This window comes from Magnetococcales bacterium, from assembly GCA_015228935.1.
In the GTDB taxonomy this organism is placed as follows: domain Bacteria; phylum Pseudomonadota; class Magnetococcia; order Magnetococcales; family DC0425bin3; genus HA3dbin3.
In genome coordinates, this window is record JADGCO010000012.1 from 44,754 (window position 1) to 63,015 (window position 18,262).

Sequence of the window (18,262 nt, forward strand, 5' to 3'; positions counted from 1 at the left end):
AGCCACTGGCATCATGCCCGGCATGATCGGTTTTTTGCCCACCGGCATCGTGTCCGGCATGTCCGGCATCATGTTCTCCACCGGTGCCATGGTGCATGGCAGGCTGGCTCTTGAGTTGATCGGCCATTTTTTCCAGGTATCCGGGCGGCAATCCGGGGATGATGAATTTCTGGAAGACATACTCCGCAATATTGGCAATTTCCTGTTGTTTCAGGACTGATTTCCATGCAGGCATCTCCGTGCCGTTCACCCCGTCGGAGATGATGAAAAACAGGTGTTCCCGGCTGAATTTATGTTGGGCAGCCGGATGACGGAAATTGCGCGGTTTGGGATTGATGAAATCGGAACGCGGACCACGACCATCGCCATCCTTGCCGTGGCAGAGGTAACAGTTGTCGTCGTAGAAACGCTGTCCGGCCTGAATATCGCCCTGGAGTCCGTGCGGCATGGGTTTGATGATGTCGGTGATGTTCCAATGCGCTGCATGGTCGTGTTGTTTGGCGGCAGCGATTGCCGCAGGTGATGGTTCGGCAGCCTTGGCGTGTTCCTGATGAGCGGCATGATCCTCGGTCTTGGGAGACGATGATGCGGTGGCGGCCACATTTTTTTCGGTCATGAAAGCACCCCGGATATAATCCACGAGATGCTCGATCTCCTCACGTTTGAAACGGTCTTTCCAGGCTGGCATCGCTGTATCGGGGCGTCCGTAGGTTACGGAAAACAGCATGCGCTCCCGGGTCAGATCCTTGCGGGCCAATTCGGTGGTGAAATCCCGTGGTGGTGGGGAGAGGCCATTGCGTGCCCAACGGGCCGTGTCCCCCTTGTCACCATGACAGACCGAACAATTTTCGGCATAAAGACGCCGCCCCGGCGAGGCATCCTCGCGCCGGGAAGAGAGCATGAAGGTGTCCTGGATATACCCGACCAGGGCCTCGATCTGCTCCCGCGAAAAACGGGCACTCCAGCCCGGCATGGCGGTGCCTGACTTGCCGTTTTCAACGGCTTTGATCATGCGTTCCCGGGTCAGGCGCGTGATGGCTTCGGGATCGGAAAAATTGGCTGGGGGAGGGGTCATGCTCTGGGCCAGAGTGGATTGACCGTTGCCGTTTTTGCCATGGCAGACAGCACAGGCTTTGGCGTAAGCCTTGGCCGGATCGAATCCCGCACTCTCAGCCGCCAGAGCTGTTTGTCCCGTGACCAGGAACAACATGATCGTGATCGCCAGGATCAGGCTTGAACCCACTCCCATGCCCATACCTGTGCCCATGAACCGGTGTTTTCCCGTACCATCAACAAGAAAACGCTCCCTGTTCCTGGCCGGGGAGATGGCGGTAAGATCCTGTTTTGTGAGCAGCAGTCTCATGTGTCGAAATTCCCTCAGTGAAAGGGTAGCATTTCCATGAACATCGTACATGGCAGGCCACGCACGTCATGCATGGCACCATGGGCAAATCATACATGGAAGGTACGGCAGCCATGGCCACGGTCGTACCATCTCAGATTGCATTGCTCAGGATGCCATGCTCCCATCTTCCTGTCACCTGCCTGTCACAATACCCCTACAGAAAAAAAGCCTATTTTATACTGAACGGCCCAGCCGGAGAGAGGACGGCAAAAATTATTGAGAATTCCAGACGTATCGGGGAACCGGAGAGATGAGAGAAAGATCCAATGAAATGTCAGATACTTCATAGGACCATTTCCGGCAATGTGATATGCGGAAAAAGAGTGGTGGGGAAGGGAGCAGGTCTTGTCTCTGGAGGGGGAAGTTGAGCGATTTTTGTTTGATGCTGAAAAAAATCTGCTATCCTGAACAGAGGGTTGCTTCAAACAATCATTTATTCTGGGACAGGTTGGATTTGAGCCATGCACCTGAGAAAGTGTCGTTCCATGAGAAGGTTTCGCTGGTTTCCCGGCATGTTGTGGGCAGGGGTGGGTGCCTCTTTGTTGTTGACACCTCTGGTGGCGGTTGGAGCGGTTGCTCCCCCCGTGGAAACGCTCTCTCCGGAAAAAATCAACGAATACAAGACAGCCGCCGGTCGTGGCGATGCCAGGGCACAGGCATCCCTGGGCATGATTCATCTGCTGGGGCGGGGCGTTCCGGAAAATCTGCCGGAGGCCATGAAATGGCTGAAAATGGCTGCCGAACAAGGTGATGCCATGGCCCAAAACCTGTTGGGAGAGATGTATTTTCGCGGCCAGGGCATCAAGAAGCCCGACGACAAGGAAGCGTTCAAGTGGTATCAAAAAGCGGCTGACCAGGGCAATGTCGATGCCCAGGTCAATCTGGGACTCATGTATTTCATGGGAGTCAGCGTCAACGCTGACGAAAAAAAAGCTGCGGAACTGTTCAAGCAGGCCGCCGATAAAGGCAATGCCATTGCCCAGCGGCATATGGGATACCTCTACTCCAAAGGCGAAGGGGTTCCCATTGACCGCAAGGAGGCGCAAAAATGGTATCAGATGGCCCAGGCTGGAGGTATCGGCACGGGTTCAATGCCGCAAGCCGCCGGCGGGGCTGGTTCCGCATCGACAGCCGCAGGCACTCAGGCTGCACCATCGGGAACCACGGGAACACCAGGAACTCCGGGAGCAGCCGGGACTCCGGGAGCAGCCGGGACTCCGGGAGCAGCCGGGACTCCGGGGACTCCGGGAGCAGCAGCCACTCCAGCTCTCCCCAAATGGCAGGGGGCTGGGGCCGATGATGCCACAAACGGTGAAAAAGCTGCCAATGCCGGCGACAATGAAGGTGCCCTGGCCCATTTTGTCACAGCAGCCACCAAATCCCCCGATGATGAAGAAATCCTGCGCAACGCCGCTCAACTCAGCATGAATCTGGGAAAAAATTCCCAGGCCATGGATTATTTCAAGCGTGCCGTTGCCCAGGCAGTCAAGGCCAGGAAATTTGACCGGATTGCGGAATACAACAGTCGTGTGCGTGAGCTGGTCTACCTGAAACCGGAGGCCATGGAAAAACGCCTGACCGAACTGTCCGCCCCACCCCCCGGTGAAGAGATGGCCCAACGGGTCAACGACTGGTCGGCTCTCCTGGATCGTGCCACCGTGGCCAGCGTCAAGGGCCAGGATGCGGAGGCGTTGCAACTGGCACAGTCGGCATTGGATTCCGCATTGAAACATTTCGGGAAGGGGCACTATCTGACCCAAACCTCCCGCCGTGATGTCGCCACCTATCTGTTTCGGACCGGTCAGCGCGACAAGGCACGTTCCCTCATGAATGAGGCCATTCAGGGAACCCGGAAAATTCTCGATGCGGACCATCCGGAAACCCTGGCCATGCAGATGCGTCTGGGGGGTATCCTTGAGGAGAGCATTCAGTTTTCGGAAGCCTTGAAGCTCTATACGGAGGTCCGCCAGGGATATGAAAAAAGCCTGGGTGCGGAGCATCCCGAAACCCTGGCTGCCGGTCGTGCCATGGCCCGCATGCAGCAGAATCTGGGTCAGTACGCCGCTGGTGAACAGATCCTGAGCGAGATTTGCCAGAAACTGGAACAGCGCCTGGGATCCCACCACGAAGAACGGGCCGATTGTCTGGGGCAACTGGCCCGCTTGCAGGTACAGCAGGGTCATTATGATGTGGCGGAAAAACAGTTTGAACAACTCATCGCCCTGCGGGGAGAAATTTATCCGCCTCATGCCCCACCGCTCCTGGAGGCTCGTCTGGGTCAGGCGGAGTTGTTCCGGTTCCAGGCTCGCCATGAACAGGCGGAAGGCATATTGAAGGAAATTCTGGCCACGGGAGAAAAAAGCCAACCACCCCTGGCCGGACGGCTCCTGGTGCGGACCCAGGATTTGCTGGCCCAGGTCTACGAGGATCGTGGCGATTTTGCCAGGGCCGAACAACTGACCCGGCAGGTGATCGCCCAGGAGAGCAAAACCCTGGGGCCGGATCATCCCGATACCATCGCCACCCTGAGTGGTCTGGCCGGTATCCTGAAACGGGCCGGCCAGTATGATCGGGCCGAAAAAATTTATGACGATGTCCTGAAAAGAGCGCGGAAAGTCCTGGGCGAGAAACATCAGACCACCATTGCCGTGTTGAACAATCTGGGCCTGATTTTCGAGGAACAGGGGTTGTACGACCAGGCAGAACCGATGTTCAAGGAAGCCATCAAGGTTGGAAAGGAACTGCTCGGGGAAGAACATCCCACCACCATGGCGAGCATGAACAGCCTGGCCATGCTCTACGAAAGTCAGGGCAATTTTGAGCGTGCCCGCCCCTTGTATGGCAAAATCATCAACCTGGCCACGAAACGTCTGGGAAAGGACCATCCCGATACGGTCGCCTTCATCAACAACCTGGCCTACCTGGACATGATGCGTCAGGATTATTCCAATGCCGCCAAACAGTTTCAGGAAGTGGTGGCCCTCTGGGGGAAGAGTCTTGGTGAAAAAAATCCCAAAACCCTGAAAGGCATGAACAATCTGGCGCGGGTCTACCACAGGCTTTCCCGTTTTGACGAGGCTGAAAAACTGTTCAAGAAAACCCTGGCCCTGCGGGAAGCGGCCCTGGGTCCCTCCCACATGGATACCCTGCGCTCCATGCAGGACCTGGCAGCCCTCTATCGGGATCAGGGACGGCAGAAGGAGGCCGACCAACTGTTTCAAAAAACGTTGCAGTTGGAAGAAAAAATACTGGGACCCCAACACCCCTATACGTTTGAAACCTTGAATGGTTGGGCCGGGGTCAAGGAAGCCATGAAAGATGCCAGGGAGGCCTTCCGCCTGCGGAGTACCCTCTTTGCCCGACGCACGGAGTTTCTCAACCGGATGATGTGGGTGGCCGGAGACAATGCCCGCGAAGGCTATATCCGTCTGCACCAACCGGAATTTTACGCCTATCTGAGCATGCTGGGTCGCCTGGATGCGGAACGGGGTGGCCGGGAAGTTCTGGAAGCGGCCCTGCGGCGCAAGGGCATGCTGTTGAAAATTTCCTCTGAGGTACAGCAGATTACCCGCCTTACCGCCGATCCTGAGCTGGGAAAACTGGCCAATGAACTGGTCAAAACCCGCAAGGAACTGGCCGGAGTGACCCTGGCCGGCCCCAAGGAAGGGGTCAGCGGTGAAGAGCATCTGCACAATTTGCAAGTCATGGAAGATCGCATCAATACCCTGGAGGGGGATCTGGGACGGGCCAGCTTGCGCTTCCGGCAGAAAGTCGCCGAGGTCAGCATGGATACCCTGGTCAAACAGCTTCCGGAAACTGCGGTACTCGTGGATTTTCTGTTCTATCGGGATGGAGAGACAGACAACATGCTCGCCGGACTCCTTGCCAAGGAAAACGGCAAACCAAAATTCGGCATGGTCCTTTACAAGGATGTCAAACAAATCCAGAAACAGGTGGTTGATTACCGAACCATCATTCAGGATGAAACAGCGGATGAAGAAGAGATGAAAAAGGTGGGCAACAAAATGTATGCCCAGGTCTGGAAACCGCTGGAAAAATTCATTGGCAAACGGACCGAAGTCTTTGTCGTGCCAGATGGAATCTTGAACATCATGCCGTTCAATGCCCTGGTGGATGACAAGAAAGCCTACCTGATTCAGGGCGTCGATCTGCACATTCTCAACTCCAGTCGGGATATGGTCGCCAGGGAGACCGCCCAACCCAATGCCGGTATGATCACCTTTGCCGGACCGGATTATAACTCGGAAAAGACGGTGGGGGAGAAAGTCCTGGCCGAGGTGCGTGGCAAACGTTCGGCGGCGCAGGCCAAAACCACGGAACCTGAACCAAATCTGGAAGAACTTTCCCTCGAAACAGGGGATGGCAACGTTGCCACACCAGAAACAGGCGGTACAGGTGCTTCTTCTGGAGCGCGTCGCTCCGCAGCCATGAACCAGTTGCGCGCCGGTTTGCGGGCTTTTTCGGTTGGCATGCGCGGTTTGCGTTTCGATCCGCTGCCAGGGGCGTTGAAGGAAGGGGAGCTGATCAATGACAACGTTGCCAAGACGAAAAAAGAGGTCAGGCTGTTTGTCCAGAACGATGCCCAGGAAAAAGGGATCAAGGGAATCACCCCTCCAGACATTCTGCATGTGGCAACTCACGGATTTTTCCTCAAGGCCGACGACAATCTGAAAAAGCGCCTGCTCAAATTGCAACGCAGTGCCGAAATCCAATTGCCACCACCGGGTGACAACCCCCTGTTGCGGGCGGGTCTGGCATTTGCCGGCATCAACACCAATGCCCCTTTTCTGGGCGAGATCGATACGGAAAACGATGGTGTCTTGACAGCCTTGGAGGTGATGAGTCTTAATCTGACCGGCACGCGCCTGGCTGTCCTGTCCGCCTGCGAAACCGGCCTGGGTGAAATTCACGAGGGGGAGGGGGTGTATGGGTTGCGCCGGGCCTTCCAGGAAGCCGGGGTGGACAAGATCATGGCATCCCTGTGGGAGGTCAGCGATGCCGGAACCCAGGCCCTCATGACCGGATTCTACAAAAGGATGATGGAAGGAAAGGATCCCCGTGTCTCCCTGCGTGAAACCCAACTGGAATTGCTGGGATCATCACAATGGAGTCACCCGTACATCTGGTCAGCCTTCATGATGGTTGGAAAATAAGCCGGAGGAGATATCGAAAATATGAAAATTCGGGAACTAATGACATCATGATTGTCACTGAGGTAGCAGACAGACCGTGTTGATTGGGTAGTCCTGGATTTGTTGGCAATCCCAGGGTGATCAAACAGGGAAAGGTGAATACTTAAAATCGACCCGGTACGTCCGACAGCCATTGGCCAGTTAACGGGGTTGCCCGTGTAAGTGGTATACATGGTATCGAAAATGGTGTATACTTGATCACTTAAACTTCGGAAAGAAAGTTGACACATCTGGGAATCAGAAAAACATCGAATGTATGAGATTTTGTGTTTCTCCGGGATCAGAAACCTTCCCAACGGGTTTGACTCCGGGATTCGATCATGGGATTGCCAAGGATCTTTGGCACAGTCAAGCGAGGGAAACGATATGAAAAGGATAACGATCAAACGGCTCGGGACATTGATGTTCACCATTGCCATGGCAACAGGGTTCAGTGGTGCGGCCATGGCCAAAGATCCGGTCATGATGTTGATCCAGGTGTCCGGTCCCGTCGAATACAGCAAGGATGGTACACAATGGAATAAGGTCAACCAGAATAAAATGCTCTTCGAAGGGGTGCAAATCCGCTCTGGAGAAGGCGGCTCCGGAAAACTGGTCAGCCAGGCTAACGGTACGGAACAGGAACTGGGTCCCAACACGGTCATCAAGGTGAATGCCACCGGTGCCGAAGTGGTGAGCGGCAAACTGGGCGACAGCAAATCCGGTGACAATGATCTGATGAGCGGCGTCAAAAATCGCTTCGCCAAGGCCGAGCGCTATACCACCGTGCGGCGTTCCGTGGACAAGGATGCCGCAGCTCTGAAAGTGGAAGTTGCCAAGGAGGTGACTCTCTCCTCAGCCCATTCCGAACTGGTCTGGGAAAACAAGGGACCGGAATATGCCTACGAACTCTCCATCGATGGCAAAAAAATCAGCATTGCCGCTGCCAAGGATGCCGTGATCCGCCACAAGGTTTCCGGAATGACCCCGGGCCAGCATAAATATCATGTCACCCTGCTCAAGGATGGCAAACCGGTCAATAAGGAAGAACTTTCCGGTACCTTCACCTGGATGTCACCCGCCCAGGAAGATGCCCTGAAAAAAGAGCTGGCCGCCAGCGAGAAAAAATATCCCGGCAATCTGTTTGCCATCGCCAGCATCCTGGAAAAAAATGGCCTCGCCGTCGCAGCCATGGACAGCTATCAAAAATATCTGGCCGATAATGGCAATGACAACGATTTCCGCCCGTTCCTGATCAAGACGTTGCAGGATCTGAAGCTTGGCGAAATGAAAAAGGCCGAAGCTCATAAATACAACAGCGAAATTGGCAAGCCTTGACCAGGTTGGACAGTCGCTTCCGAACACGCAGCAAGCGTCGTCAACAAGAACAAAAATGATGGCGGGGGACGTCAGAGATGAAAAAGTTGCTTAAAAGGTATGATGTTGTTTTAACAATACTCTTTTTCCTCCTGGCGATCCCCGCCGAATACTTTGAAATTTTTTCGTTGCTGGAAGACCAGACCCTCTCCTTCCGGCACATCCTGCGCATGACCTACGGTGATCCCAAGGCCGTCAGCCCGGGTGATGATGTCGTCCTGATCAATACCGACGAGGCTTTTTTTCGGGAATACAAAAGCTTCCCTCTGCGGCGCACCGACATTGCCCGGATTGCCGCCAATATACGAAAACTGGGTGCCAAGGTGGTGGCCCTGGACATTCTGATGGATTTCCCAAGTTCCTATGGGGAAGATGAACCCACGGCCAGAATCCTGCAAGAAGCCGGCAATGTTCTTGTGGTCTCCCAGGCCCAGATCGTTGGGGGAAAATTCAAGAAAATCAATTATCCGACGGAGTTGATTCAAAATGTGACCCAAAGCGGTTATACCAACATCAGCTCCTTCAGTTCCGTGGCCACCAGTATGAACCGGTTGCGGGTTTTTCCGGAAATCACCAAGGTCAAGGATGGTTGGCCGTTTGCCGTGCAGGCCATTGCCCAATATTTGAATGCCCAACCAAGTATCGATCATCATACCCTCAAGATCGGGGATGCGCTGAACATTCCCCTGGATCAGTTCAACAGTTTTTACATCGATTTTCCGCGCCTGCGCTCCGGCGTCAAATATTTGAGTGAAATCAAGGGCCGTTCCGCTCTGGAATTTCTGGATTTGACCAATCGTGACGTGGAAGAGCTGGAATATCTGGTCAAGGACAAGATTGTCCTGGTCGGGGATACTTCCGAAGTGTCACACGACTGGTTTGATACCCCGGTGGGAACCGTGTACGGGGTGGAGATCATTGCCAATACCATCAATACGCTCCTGAAGAACACACCGTTGAAACCGGCTCCGCTGCCTGTGGAAATATTGGCCTGTCTGACCTTCATGCTGGGTTTGTTGCTGGCCGGACAGTTTCAACATCCGGCGGTACGCTGGCTGGCGACGCTGGTTCTCTTTTCCGGTTACGTTGCCCTGGTGACAGCGCAGTATGTGCAATTTGGCCTGGTCCTCTCCATGTCCTATACCCTGGTGGCCGGGATGCTGGGATTTCTGGTCATCAATCTGCGGGCGTTTCTCCTGGAACGTGGCCAAAAGACCATGATCAAGAGTGCCTTTGGCCAGTATCTTTCTCCCAAAGTGGTCGATATCCTGGTCAAGGATCCATCCAAACTGACCCTGGGTGGTGAACAACGGGAGATGACCGCTTTTTTTTCGGATGTGGCCGGCTTTTCTTCCATATCGGAAAAATTGACCCCAACCGAACTGGTGCAACTCCTCAATGAATATTTAACCGCGATGTGCAACATCATTTCCGAGTTTGATGGCACCGTGGACAAGTTTGAAGGGGATGCCATCATTGCCTTCTGGGGGGCACCCCTGGACCAGCCGGATCATGCCAAACTGGCCTGTTACACGAGCATCGATATGCAAAAATACATGGTGGAGTTGCGGGAAAGGCTGACCCGGGAAGGCCGACCACTCATGAAGGTGCGTATCGGGCTGAACAGTGGTCCCATGGTGGTGGGCAACATGGGTTCGAAGCAGCGCATGGACTATACGATCATGGGTGATGCCGTCAATCTGGCTGCCCGTCTGGAAGGAGCCAACAAATTTTACAGCACCTTCACCATGCTTTCCCAATTTACCTACAAGCAGGCCGAACCGTTTATCGATGCCCGGCAATTGGATGTGGTGCGCGTGGTCGGCAAAAAAGAGCCGGTGGGCATCTACCAGCTTCTGGACCGCAAAGGGCAGGTGACCGGGGCGTTGGCCGATTGTGTCGCCCAGTACAACAAAGGCCTGGAAAAATATCGGGCCATGGATTTTGCCGGAGCCTTGCAGGAGTTTACCAAGGCATTGACCATCATTGCCGACGATGGTCCATCCCTGACCTATCAGCAACGCTGTCAGGAATATCTGCAAAACCCACCTCCCCCTGACTGGGATCGGGTGTTTCAGTTCACATCAAAAGGGTAGTCTTCCTGCAATAAAGGCATGGATACCTCAGAGAATAAAACGGTTTTTCAACCTCACGACCATTTTTTCAGGGTCGTGCTTGCCCCGGAAACGACAGGAAATTTTCTGCGCGAGCGCTTGCCACCGGAAATGGTGGCCCTGCTTGCTGCCGATCCGCCTGAATTGGTTCATGGCAGCCTGATTGATGGCGAACTCAAGGAACATCTGACCGACCGGTTGTATCGGGTCCGTCTCCCTCCGCCTCTATGTGAATCGTATTCTGGAACAATGGGCGAAGGAAAATCCGGATTGGGAACAGTTGCCACCGGTGATTCCAGTGGTCGTGTATCATGGTGCAACTGCATGGAAAGTTCCGAATGAATTTCATGCGTTGCTGGCAGGAGGTGCTGTTTTGCGTCCGTTTTTACCAAATTTCCGCTTCATAGTGGTGGATCTTGGGCAAATTGATGATGACATGATCTCCAACGACCCGCGTTTACGAGTCGGACTTCTGGCTTTGAAATATGTCTTTCGGGAGAAAGAGCAAACAGGTATCCTGGAGACTATCGGGATTTCGTTACGGGATGTACCCGAGATGCTGTACCAGGTTGTCCTGTATATTGTCCAGACGTACAAAAGCGTGAACGAGATGGAGATACGCAATTTGATCCATACAGCTCAACCGAAGGAGGAAGCCGAAATGATGTCCAAATTTGCACGAGATGTCCTGGCTGGCAAGCCGGATTGGGTCTTGAACATGGTACGCGAGGATGAACTGCAAAAGGCACGTCTGGAAAGCAAGGCATCGTCTTTACTTAAACTGATGCGGCACCGTTTCGGCCAAATCCCGGGTTGGGTCTCGACAAAAATAAACTCTGCTGACACGGAACTTATTGAAACCTGGATGATTCGTATCCTGGATGCCCAATCTGTAGAAGATGTTTTTGCTGCTTGATGCAGGAAACCCGGCACAAAATCGAGTTGCCTGGTCGATGTTTTTGTATTGACTAAAGGAAGATTGATTCAAATTTCGTGACTTGAGAAAGAGGCCAAGAGTGTTTTCCAAATTTGCGCGAGATGTCTTGGCCGGAAAGCCGGATTGGGTCTTGAACGTGGTACGCCGAGAAACCCAAAAATTTTTCATTGCCTTTGGAAACGAATCTCTTTAGTGTGCCCCCGAGCAAACGTTGTCCTGCCGGTCTGGGGTGGTGGGAACCGTTTGCCTTCCTGGGTTTTGCTCAGGAATCCCCCCTTTTCGGACCCTCATGGATGAGATGAACGGCCTGGCCTGTTGCCGGTTGGCGCGAACCAAACGGTGAATGGGGTAGGGTTTTGCCTGCGACAGGTTTGCGGATTCAGATTCTGAATATTGAATCTTCATACCAAGGCAAAAGACAATGGGGTACTCTGTCTGAAGATGTAACAAAGCGGTAACCGGCGGCAACCCTGCGGTTTAAGGGCAGGTGGGGTGTTTGCCGGATTTGAGTTGAAAATCTTGAACATTTCCGAGGAGTAAGAAACAATGACACAAAGAGTGGCGCTGGTAACAGGAGCCGTTGGTGGAATTGGCACCGCAATCGTGACCGAGTTGGCCAAAGCCGGTTACAAGGTGGCAGGCAACTTCATTGCTCTGGAACGGGACAAAATACCGCAATGGAATGAAGCCCGTAAAAAAGATGGCATCTCTGTCGAGCTGTTCGAAGTGGATGTGACCGATTTTGATGCCTGCGGCAAGTTGGTGGCCGATGTGCAAGCCAAACTGGGTCCCATCGATGTCCTGGTGAACAATGCCGGTATCACCCGGGATGCCACCATGAAAAAGATGAAAAAAGAAAACTGGGACATGGTGATCAACACCAACCTGAACAGCGTATTCAACATGACGCGGCAGGTGGTGGAGGGGATGCTGGAACGGAAATATGGCCGGATTGTCAACATCTCCTCCATGAACGGTCAAAAAGGCCAGTTCGGTCAGGCCAACTATTCAGCCGCCAAATCGGGCATCCATGGCTTTACCATGTCCCTGGCGCAGGAAGTGGCCCGCAACAACGTCACCGTAAACTCCGTCGCCCCCGGCTATACCGCCACTCCCATGGTCATGGCCATCGACGAAAAAATTCTGAAATCCATCATCGCCCAGATCCCCGCCGGGCGCATGGCTACCCCGGAAGAGATCGCCTGGACAGTGCGTTTCCTGGCTGACGAGCGGTCCGGCTTTATCAATGGTGCCATGGTTCCGGTCAACGGTGCCCAGTACACCAGCTTCTGAGCCATTCTGCTTTTTTTGTGAGGGGACCCTCAGCAATGGGTCCTCTCACCTGAAGCAGTAAGAGGACAGGGGAAGGAACATCCATGGTGTCGTACTGACCGTCCCGGAGTGGTCACGGAGTGGAGTATTTCCCTCCATCCAAGGTCAATGAAAAAAACTGGCCCCAGGTTAATCAAAAAATATCCCAACCGCCGCCTCTATGATCAGGAAACCTCCTGTTTCCTGACCTTGGATGGTGTTCGGAAACTGGTCGTGGAAAATGTCCCGTTCCAGGTGATCGATGCCAAGAACGGACATGACATTACCCGGGCCATCCTGTTGCAGGTGCTGGCCGATGAAGAGGAAAAAGGGGTACCCATCTTCAGCACCAACCTTCTGCTCATGATCATCCGGCTGTATGGCAACAATCTGCACGTTGAATTCAGTCGGTTTATCGAGCGCAGCTTCAGTTTTTTTCTGAAACAGCAGGATACTTTGGGAGCCAAGCTGGGCAGGCCCCTGCTCAACCCTGTTAAACCCGGAGTCGCCATCATTTCCACTCTGACCGAAATGGCAGAAAAAAACCTGAACCTGTGGCAGGAGTGGCAACGCGGGATTCCCTTCCCGCTGGAAATGTGGTCTCCGGGAGGTGACACGGGTGACAAGGACGGCACGGGTGACATGGATGGCACGGGTAACATGGATGGCACGGGTAACATGGATGACGCGGGTGACATGGATGACACGGCAACCCGGGATTCGGACCTTGGACCAACACCCGATCCCATGAACTCCAAAGCAACACCAATCAGTCAAAGCAGCCAGGATGCAACACCGGAAAAAACAGGTCACGAGGAAAAAAAAGTTGCCGAGGATTGACCTGTTTTGTGTTTGTTCATGCTGAAAAGGCATGATATTTCAAGAGGAAACGGTTTCCACGGAAATTTTTTCGCATCGCAAAAAAATGGGGTTGACAGCCTGGGATGGCCTCTGTATTATGCAATGCAACATGTTGCGGTGCATAATCGCAATCACCCAAGCTGGAGGATGAAAGATGGACAAGAAGATTGTTGAACAGGTCAATGAAATGACAAAGACCGTATTGGACTCGATGATCCGTCTGCAAGAGATCAATGATCGGACAGTCCAACAGTTGGCACAACGGCAACTGGATGCGGTCGGTGATTTCATGAGCAGCGGTATCCGCCAGTTGAAGGCCCTGGGTGAGACGAAAGATCTGAGCCAGGTGGTCAGCAAGCAGGCCGACATGGCCAAAGAGCTGAATGACCGGATGCTGGAACACGCCCGGCAAACCATGGATCTGCTCATGACCAGCCGCAACGAACTGAATGCCATGATGGAATCCAATCTCCAGGCGATTTTGAACAAAACGAAAGAAGCCGTGGAAAAAAAGTAACAGTGTGATGGTGCATGCCGACGGGACCACGCAGGGGGGAACACCGTCGGCACACCTGATATCAAGATCCCATGGAGGATGATGATGGCGGAACGAGGCGTTTTTCCCACGGACTGGATGGAAACATGGACGGAAATGCAGAAAAAGTCCATGACCGCATGGATGGATGCGTTGGGCCAGACGTGGACAGGTGGTGGCTTGCCCTCCGGTGATATGGGTATGGGTATCCGGATGTGGAAAGAGGGCCTGGAACGGTGGCAAAAGCTCCTTCCCCCCTTTATGACTGCCGGCATGCCAGGACACGATGTTTTGCAGGGTCTGACATCGTTCAATGAAAACTATGTCCGGTTTGCCGAGATGTTCTTCAAAGGCTTCTCCCAACTCAAGGAGATGCAATCCGCAGGCGGCAACTGGAAAGAAGCCCTGGACAAAACCATCGACCAGATGAAAGGTCTTTTCACCGCCCCCTTCGGTGGCAAGGCCCTGGGCGAAGGCATGATGGGCTACTTCGGTCAATCCATGGCAGCCTGGAACAAAATGGCCGCAACAGCCCTCCAGATGCCGGACAATCCCCTGCAAAACCTCATGGGAATCAATCTCATGGGTGGCGGGAAAATGGCCCGGGAACAGTTGGAAAAGATTGTGGCCCTGCCCGCAATCGGCCCGAATCCGGACGTGCAAGGCAAATGGAAAGAGTGGGCCGTGCTGGCCCTGAAATTCCAGGATGCCACCGAAGAGTACATGTCCCATATCGGCAAGGTCGGCCCGGCTGCCCTGGATAAACTCAAAGATCGCCTCCTGAAAATGGCCGAAAAAGGCGAAAAAGTCGAAACCTTGAAAGACGTTTTCGGCCTGTGGGTCGATGCGGCTGACGGTGCCTTCGCCGATTTGACCAATACCAAAGAGTATCGGGATGCCAACGCCAATATGGTGCATGCCCTGATGCGGCTGAAAATCCAGGGTCAGACCATCATGGACGACAAAATGGAGTCCATGAATCTCCCCAGCCGCCGCGAGCTGAATACCACCCATCGCCGGGTCATCGAACTGAAACGTCGCTTCCGCCAGTTGGAAGGCCGTCTGGGTAGCGTGGCCAAGGTGGATGTCACCGCCGATCTGAATCGCCTCAGGGGCGAAATCGAGGCCTTGAAGCAGGAAGTGGCAGAACTGAAAGGTGGCAAAGCTGCTGCCGCCGCTGCCGCCGCCAAGAAACCCCAGGGAAAAGGAGAGTAAAGCATGAACTTCCCGATTCAGATCACGCCCGAAAATGCCATCAAGGAGATGACGGAGTTCAATAAAAAGCTCTCCCAAGGCTTCAAGACGCTCGGCGAAGTCAAAGGCACCAAACCCGGAATCACCGAAAAAGAGGCCGTCTACCAGGAAGACAAACTGGTCCTCTATCGCTTCAAACCCAAGGTGGAAAAACCCCACCCCATCCCGGTGATGATCGTCTACGCCCTGGTCAACCGTCCCTACATGGCCGACCTCCAGGATGACCGCTCCACCATCAAAGGATTGCTGGAAGCCGGCCTGGATGTCTACCTCGTCGATTGGGGCTATCCCGATCCGGCGGACCGCTTCCTCACCATGGACGACTATATCAACGGCTACATCAAAAATTGCGCCGAAGAAATCTGCCGTCGCCATAACATGAACAGCATCAACCTCCTCGGCATCTGCCAGGGAGGCACGCTGACCACCTGCTTCTGTGCGCTGAATCCGCACCTGGTGAAAAATCTGGTCCTCATGGTGACCCCCATCGATTTCCACACCCCGCAAGATCGCTTGCATACCTGGGTGGAAAGCCTCGATGTGAACCTCATGATCGATGCCCTGGGCAACCTCCCAGGCTCCGTCCTCAATACCACGTTCCAGGGCATGCAACCCCTGCAACTCGGTATGAAAAAGTATCTGGACATGGTCGATCTCATGGATGATGCGACCAAACTGGAAAACTTCCTGCGCATGGAACACTGGATCAACGACAGCCCGGATCAACCCGGCGAAACCGTCCGGCAGTTCGTGCGCGACATGTATCAACGCAATGCCCTCATCAAAGGTGAGGTGCAGGTCGGTGATCGCAAGGTGGACCTGGCCAATCTGACCATGCCCATCCTCAATGTCTACGCCTCCCTCGATCATCTGGTGCCACCAGATGGCTCGAAAATTCTCGGCAAGCTTGCAAAAAGCCGGGATTATTCCGAAATGTCCTTCAAGGGTGGCCATATCGGTATCTACGTCAGCGCCCGCGCCCAGAAGGAAGTTCCTTCCGGAATCGCGAAATGGATCAAGGAAAAGGGCTGAAGTAAACGGCCCTCCGGGCCGACACCTTTTCCAAACGGGATTGGCGGCACCCAAACCATGAGATAGCCCGCCAATTAAGAGGGGGGGACGAACCGTTTCGGTTCATCCCCCCCCATCCGTTTCTGGTCCCGCATCTCATTCCCGTCTGTTGGCCATATCGCAGCAAAGATTATTCAAAAGCGTTGTTCGTGCCAATCACGAATTGCATGGTAGATATGTATTGACGGAGAATTCTGGTATATCATTGATTGAAGAGCGCCTTTCCTGCTTGGTCAGCGTTGCTCGCCATGTTGCAGTCCGGGCGTGTTGGTCCCATGGAAAAACCAATTTGGATGGCGGATCTTGACCGTCCCAACGATCTGGCGGGGTGACAATCCGTGTTGCGCAATTCTTCATTGATCACGCTCCTGATCGTGGCTGGTGCTGCGACAGGGTTGTTTTGGTTGAAAGATCACCTGCATCAGGAGGTGTCGCTCATGAACAGTGTCCACGCCGCAGAAACCTCTTTACCTTCGGATTCCGCGAGCCGGGTACGGCCTCCCGCCTGGGCCGGTTCCTGGTATCCGGCCACGAGCAAGGAGTTGGGGAGTTTTCTGGATCGGGCCATGGAGAGTGCCAAGCCTGCCCCTTTGACTGGCAAAGGGCCCCTGCGCGCCCTAATCGTGCCTCATGCCGGCTATCGTTACAGTGGGGCAACGGCGGCGGCGGCCTTCAAACTGTTGCGCGAACATCCTCCCCTGCGTCGGATCATCGTCATCGGTCCTTCGCATCGGCAGGGATTTGCAGGAATTTCCATCCCGGATGTGACGCACTTTGAAACCCCCCTGGGCCGCATTCCCCTGGATCAACAAGCCATTGCCGCGTTGCGCACCGCCCCCCTGTTCCAAAACCTGCCCACAGCACATCAACTGGAACACAGCATTGAAATTGAACTGCCCTTCCTGCAACGGGTCGTTCCCGGGTCTTGGCAACTGCTGCCCATACTTGTCGGCTCCCTGAACGCCGCCGAGGTGGTCCAGGTGGCGGATTTGTTGCGCCCGCTGGCCGATGATGCCACCCTGGTGGTGGTCTCCTCGGACTTTACCCACTTTGGGGCAAACTACAACTATCTCCCCTTTCCCAAGGATGCCCAACTCCCCAACCGTATTCGGGAGTTGGATCAGGGGGCCATTGATCACATTCTGCACCTGGACGGGCCGGGATTGCTCCAATACAAGCAAAAAACCGATATCACTGCCTGCGGATTGCTGCCCATGGCCATTTTGTTGCACATGGCAGGGGAGGGGACCACGGCCACGTTGCTCCAATACGCGACCAGTGGTGAGATGACCCAGGACTATTCCAATTCGGTCAGCTATGTCGCCATGGCTTTCACGCGCCCGCAACCCTTTTCTGCCCGGGAAAATCCGGCCAAGTCAGGAAGTACTTCTTCAGGAAATCTGCCTCAGGAAGATATGTCCCTGCTCCTGAACATCGCCCGCGCAACCCTGCAAAAAGCCGTTACCCAACGCGAAGGGACTTTGAATGCCCAGGATATTCTGGGCAATCTCTCTCTTTCCAACCGGATGCAACAACCTGCCGGGGCCTTTGTCACCCTGAAAAAAAATGGCGAACTGCGCGGCTGTATCGGTCATATCCAGCCGGTGCGTCCCCTTTTCGAAGCGGTCATGGAAAATGCCGTGAGTGCAGCCCTGTCCGATACCCGCTTCAAACCGGTGACCCGGGATGAATTGCAGCAGTTGACTGTGGAAGTGAGTGTCTTGAGTCCCATGCGACCCATCGCCTCCCTGGATGAATACCAAGTTGCCCGCCACGGTATTGTCCTGATCAAAAATGGTCGCCGGGCGGTCTTTTTGCCGGAAGTGGCGACCGAACAAAAGTGGGATCGCGATACCACCCTGACCCAACTGGCCCGCAAGGCCGGCCTGCCCGATGATGCCTGGAAAGACAATGCCCGGTTCGAGGTTTTTACGACGCAAACCATTCATCCTAAATCCGGCAATTGGATCGGTAGCAATTTGGAGAATATCTTGAGAAAATAGGGTGATGAATACGAAATTTCTTTCTCTTTCCGCTCACCTATCGGGTGAGTCCGATTGCCACCCCTTCCTGGATGTTGCTATCGATACATTCGGGGGCCGAATCCATGTGGAATGGAATCCTCAGGCAGCCGTGACCCCTTTGGGACAACGGTCTATCCCCGCGCCTGCGGGGGAACCTTTCAATACATCCCGGACATGGAAT

General features: G+C 54.2%; 12 protein-coding genes. 11 read left to right on the top strand and 1 reads right to left on the bottom strand.

What is annotated here, in order from left to right:
- The coding region (locus HQL65_05315; protein ID MBF0135639.1) for a cytochrome c at positions 1-1,363 on the bottom strand (1,363 nt) is incomplete at its 3' end.
- 503 nt (positions 1,364-1,866) lie between these two features.
- Here HQL65_05315 and HQL65_05320 point away from each other — a divergent pair.
- From HQL65_05320 to amrB, 11 genes are all read left to right on the top strand, one after another.
- The gene (locus HQL65_05320; GenBank protein MBF0135640.1) at positions 1,867-6,579 is read left to right on the top strand and encodes a tetratricopeptide repeat protein; all 4,713 of its coding nucleotides are present in this window, start codon (positions 1,867-1,869) and stop codon (positions 6,577-6,579) included.
- 405 nt (positions 6,580-6,984) lie between these two features.
- On the top strand, positions 6,985-7,935 hold the full coding sequence (locus HQL65_05325; protein MBF0135641.1) for a hypothetical protein: 951 nt from the start codon (positions 6,985-6,987) through the stop codon (positions 7,933-7,935).
- Positions 7,936-8,012: 77 nt separating this feature from the next.
- A complete protein-coding gene (locus tag HQL65_05330; GenBank protein MBF0135642.1) occupies positions 8,013-10,070 on the top strand; it encodes an adenylate/guanylate cyclase domain-containing protein in 2,058 nt (685 codons plus the stop codon).
- An 18-nt stretch (positions 10,071-10,088) separates the two neighbouring features.
- Entirely contained in the window at positions 10,089-10,430 is a 342-nt protein-coding gene (locus tag HQL65_05335; protein MBF0135643.1) for an Rpn family recombination-promoting nuclease/putative transposase, read from the top strand.
- Positions 10,318-11,004, top strand: coding sequence for an Rpn family recombination-promoting nuclease/putative transposase (locus tag HQL65_05340; GenBank protein MBF0135644.1), 687 nt, complete (start codon positions 10,318-10,320; stop codon positions 11,002-11,004). Before HQL65_05335 ends, HQL65_05340 begins: the two co-directional genes overlap by 113 nt.
- A gap of 567 nt (positions 11,005-11,571) precedes the next feature.
- Positions 11,572-12,318, top strand: coding sequence for an acetoacetyl-CoA reductase (gene phbB, locus HQL65_05345; protein MBF0135645.1), 747 nt, complete (start codon positions 11,572-11,574; stop codon positions 12,316-12,318).
- Between the two features lie 147 nt (positions 12,319-12,465).
- Positions 12,466-13,176, top strand: coding sequence for a polyhydroxyalkanoate synthesis repressor PhaR (phaR, locus tag HQL65_05350; GenBank protein MBF0135646.1), 711 nt, complete (start codon positions 12,466-12,468; stop codon positions 13,174-13,176).
- Positions 13,177-13,351: 175 nt separating this feature from the next.
- Positions 13,352-13,714: a phasin family protein gene (locus HQL65_05355; GenBank protein MBF0135647.1), complete on the top strand. Its 363-nt coding sequence runs from the start codon at positions 13,352-13,354 to the stop codon at positions 13,712-13,714.
- A gap of 150 nt (positions 13,715-13,864) precedes the next feature.
- Complete coding sequence (gene phaE / locus HQL65_05360) at positions 13,865-14,947, top strand: class III poly(R)-hydroxyalkanoic acid synthase subunit PhaE (protein ID MBF0135648.1); 1,083 nt, start codon at positions 13,865-13,867, stop codon at positions 14,945-14,947.
- A 3-nt stretch (positions 14,948-14,950) separates the two neighbouring features.
- Positions 14,951-16,018, top strand: a complete 1,068-nt coding sequence (gene phaC / locus HQL65_05365) for a class III poly(R)-hydroxyalkanoic acid synthase subunit PhaC (GenBank protein ID MBF0135649.1) — start codon at positions 14,951-14,953, stop codon at positions 16,016-16,018.
- Positions 16,019-16,395: 377 nt separating this feature from the next.
- Positions 16,396-18,060, top strand: coding sequence for an AmmeMemoRadiSam system protein B (gene amrB, locus HQL65_05370; protein ID MBF0135650.1), 1,665 nt, complete (start codon positions 16,396-16,398; stop codon positions 18,058-18,060).
- Positions 18,061-18,262: the final 202 nt, after the last annotated feature.